Below are 3,801 nucleotides of genomic sequence, written 5' to 3' on the forward strand. Positions count from 1 at the left end.
ACGCTGACCGCCGCGTGAGCAGCGCTGATGAGGGCCGCGACGAGGCTTCGCAAGATGAGGCGCAGCCTGCCGGCGGTGCGTCCGACGCCGATGGCCGGAACGGTGCCGACGGCAAGAAGAGCGAAGCGGAGGGTGGGAGCAAGGGCGATGAGGACAAGGATGACGACGGCGGCGATGATGAGGGTGAGGACAAGCCCTCGCCGCTGGCGAACCCCAAGGTCCGCATCGCGCTGATCGTCGTCGGAGTCGTTTTGGCGATCCTGCTGATCTACTGGTTCCTTCATTACCGCAGCTATGGCCGCTACCAGCAGTCGACCAACGACGCCTATCTCGCGGCCGACCAGATCAACGTGTCGCCGCGTGTCGCGGGCTATGTTGAGCAGGTGCTGGTCAGCGACAACCAGGTGGTGAGCAAGGGCCAGGTGCTGGTTCGCCTCGACCAGCGCACCAACAACGCCACCGCCGACCAGTCGCGCGCGCAGATCACGCAGGCGGAGGCGCAGGTCGCGCAGGCGCGCGCGACCCGCACCCAGCAGTTCGACATGATTCGCGAGGCACGCGCCCAGGCCGAGCAGAGCCGCGCGACTCTGCGCCAGCAGGAGGCGACCAACCGCTTCAACGCCAGCCAGGTCGCCCGCTACCAGCCGCTGAGCGCGGTCGGCGCGGAGACCGACGAGAAGCTGGCGCAGAACCGCTCGATGCTGGAGCAGTCGCGCGCCCAGGTGGCGTCGGCGCGCGCGCAGCTGGCGGTGTCGGAAGCGCAGATCGCCTCGGCGCGGCACCAGGTTGCGGTCGACGACGCGCAGATCAAGTCTGGCCTGGCACAGGTCGCCGCCGCACGCGCGCGGCTCGCGGCCAACCAGGTCGATGTCGACGCCGCCGCCGTGGTCAGCCGCATCGGCGGGCGGATCGGCGACCGCACGGTACGCGTCGGGCAATATGTCCCGGTCGGCGCGCGGATGATGACGGTGGTGCCGGTCGACCGCCTCTACCTCAACGCCAACTTCAAGGAGACGCAGATCGGGCTGATGCGGGTCGGCCAGCCGGCGACGATCACCGTCGACGCGCTGCCCGGCGAGGAAATCCACGGCGTGGTCGAGAGCTTCTCGCCAGGCACCGGCAGCCGCTTCGCGCAGGTGCCGGTCGACAACGCGACGGGCAACTTCACCAAGATCGTCCAGCGCGTTCCCGTTCGCATCCGCGTCGATGCCGGCGACCAGGCGCGCCGCGTGCTGGTGCCGGGCCTGTCGGTCAGCGTCTCGGTCGACACCCGCGGCGCGCGCGACGACGCCAAGGCGCAGAAGGACGAGCAGAAGCGGCTGGAGGACGGGCGCAAGCAGCAGCGTGAGCAGGAGATGCAGCGCGACCGCCAGCACCACCTGCCGGGTGCCGGCGAGTGACTGCGCGCCGATGAGCAAGCTTCGATGAACAAGGCCGGCGGCAACACCGCGTGGTTGGCGGTCGCGGCGGGGACGGTCGGCTCGCTGATGGCGACGCTCGACAGCTCGATCGTCAGCGCCGCGCTGCCGACGATCCAGGGCGAGATCGGCGCCAGTGCCAACGAGGGCACCTGGATCAGCACCGCCTATTTGGTCGCGGAGATCATCATGATCCCGCTCGCCGGCTTCTTCGACAAGCTGCTCGGCCTCAGGCTGTTCCTTATCATCTGCACGATCGGCTTCGTCGTCTCCTCGATCATTTGCGGGCTGTCGACGGGGCTCAGCATCATGATCTTCGGCCGGATCGGGCAGGGCTTCTTCGGCGGCGCGATGATCCCGACCGCGCTCACCATCGTCTCGACGATGCTCTCGCCGCAGCAGCGCGCAACCGGTCTCGCGCTGTTCGGGTTCACGGTGGTGGTCGGCCCGGTGGCGGGGCCGATCGTCGGCGGCTACCTGACCGAGACCTATTCCTGGCACTATATCTTCTTCATCAACGTGCCGCTCGGCGTCGGGCTGTTGGCGCTGCTGCTGATCGGGCTGCCCTACGAGAAACCCAAGCTTGGGATGCTTGCCGATACCGACTGGTTCGGCATCGCCGGCCTGTCGCTGTGTCTGGGCGCGCTGACCGTTATCCTGGAGGAGGGGCAGCGTGAGCGCTGGTTCGAGTCGACGCTAATCCTTCAGCTCACCGCCGCGTCGCTCACCGGCCTCGTGCTGCTGGTGGTCGGCCAGCTCTTCGCCCGGCGGCCAGTGATCCACCTGGAGATCATACTGCAGCGCGCGTTCGGCAGCGTGTTCGTGCTCAGCCTATCCGTCGGTGCGGGGCTGTACGGGATCAGCTACGTCATCCCGCAATTCCTCAACCAGCTATCCGACTACAACGCCTTCCAGTCGGGGCAGATCACCTTCATCATCGGCGTGCCGTCGCTGCTAATGATGGCGGTCTTTCCCTGGCTGGAGCGGACGATCGACGTCCGGCTGCTGATCGGCTTCGGACTGGTGCTCTATGGTCTGGGCTGCCTGATGAACGCACAGATCACCGCCTCCACCTCGGGCGTCAACTTCGTTACTTCGATGCTCGTCATCGGCCTCGGCCAGTATTTCGCGCTGATCTTCCTCAACTCGGCGGCGACCAGCGCGGTCCCCAAGGAATTGGCGGAGGACGCTTCGGGGCTGTTCAACGCCGCGCGCAATCTGGGCGGATCGTTCGGGCTCGCTACCATCACCATCCTGCGCGAGAACCGCACCTGGTTTCACGGGGCGCGGCTGAGCGAGGGCGTGACCCAGAACTCCGACGTGGCGCAGGCGGGCGCAACAGTGGCCGGGGCCGATCCGGGCACGGCGATGGAGCAGGCCGCGACCGCACTCAACCAGGGGTTCCAGCGGGCGGGCAGCGCGCTCGCCTTTGCCGACGTGTTCTTCGTGTTCGGCATCCTGATGCTGGTGTCGATCCCGCTCGTGCTGCTGCTGAGGCCAGTGCCAAAGGAAGGGAGCCAGCCGGGATGATGCGCTTGCCCCGCCGGACCACGGCCATGCTGATCCTTGCCGCGACGCTCGGCGGGTGCATGGTCGGGCCGCATTACCAAGGCCCGCCTGAAGTAGCGCCCGCCGCAAAGGGGGCTGCCGCGTATCGCCGCGCCAACGTCGCTCCCGTCACGCCGGCACCGCCGCTGGCGCGCTGGTGGCTGGCGCTGAACGACGACACACTGAACCGCATCGAGGACGACGCTCTCGCCCACAGCCCGACGCTGGAGCGCGCGGTCGGCGTCGTCCGCGAGGCACGCGCCAGCGTGCGGGAGAGAGCCTCGGCGCTGCTGCCGCAGGGCGGTGCCAACGTCACCTACGCGCATATCGAGGCGCCAAGCTCGATCACCGACGCGATCGGCGGGGCAACGGGATCGGGGACGGGCGGCGGCTCGGGTTCCAACTTCCAGATCCCTCAGGACATCTACAATGTCGGCCTGCTCGCCACTTGGGAGATCGACCTGTTCGGCCGCACCCGCCGCCAGATCGCCGCCGCGCGCGACACCCTGCAGGCGGATGAGGCGCAGCTCGACGACGCGCGGGTGACGCTGACCAAGGATGTCGCCACCGCTTATGTCAACCTGCGCGACGCGCAGGACCGGCTCGCGCTCGCCAAGGCGAACACGGCGGTACAGCAGCGGATGCTCGACCTGACGCGCCGCCGCCGCCAGGGCGGCACCGCTACCGACAGCGATGTCGAGCGGGTGTTCGCCCAGCTCAAGCAGACCGAGGCGACGGCGGTGCCGATCGCCGGCCAGGTCGAGATCTACACCGACCAGCTCTCGCAGCTCGCCGGCCACGAGCCGGGCACGCTCGATGCCGCTGTCGCCGCATC

General features: G+C 68.4%; 3 protein-coding genes. All 3 read left to right on the plus strand.

Annotation, left to right across the window (positions count from 1 at the left end; translation table 11 throughout):
* A partial coding sequence (locus tag HUU96_RS12995; RefSeq protein WP_368039773.1) for an HlyD family secretion protein occupies window positions 1-1,400 on the plus strand: 1,400 nt, incomplete at its 5' end.
* A gap of 24 nt (window positions 1,401-1,424) precedes the next feature.
* Entirely contained in the window at window positions 1,425-2,948 is a 1,524-nt protein-coding gene (locus HUU96_RS13000) for a DHA2 family efflux MFS transporter permease subunit (protein ID WP_174293186.1), read from the plus strand.
* A 26-nt stretch (window positions 2,949-2,974) separates the two neighbouring features.
* A partial coding sequence (locus tag HUU96_RS13005) for a TolC family protein (protein ID WP_174293187.1) occupies window positions 2,975-3,801 on the plus strand: 827 nt, incomplete at its 3' end.

Source organism: Sphingomonas bacterium (assembly GCF_903644135.1).
GTDB lineage: Bacteria > Pseudomonadota > Alphaproteobacteria > Sphingomonadales > Sphingomonadaceae > Sphingomonas.

What these genes read in the sequence shown, in the direction of transcription:
- HUU96_RS13000 (WP_174293186.1), top strand. Translation starts at nt 1,425, where the DNA reads ATGAACAAGGCCGGCGGCAACACCGCGTGGTTGGCGGTCGCGGCGGGG.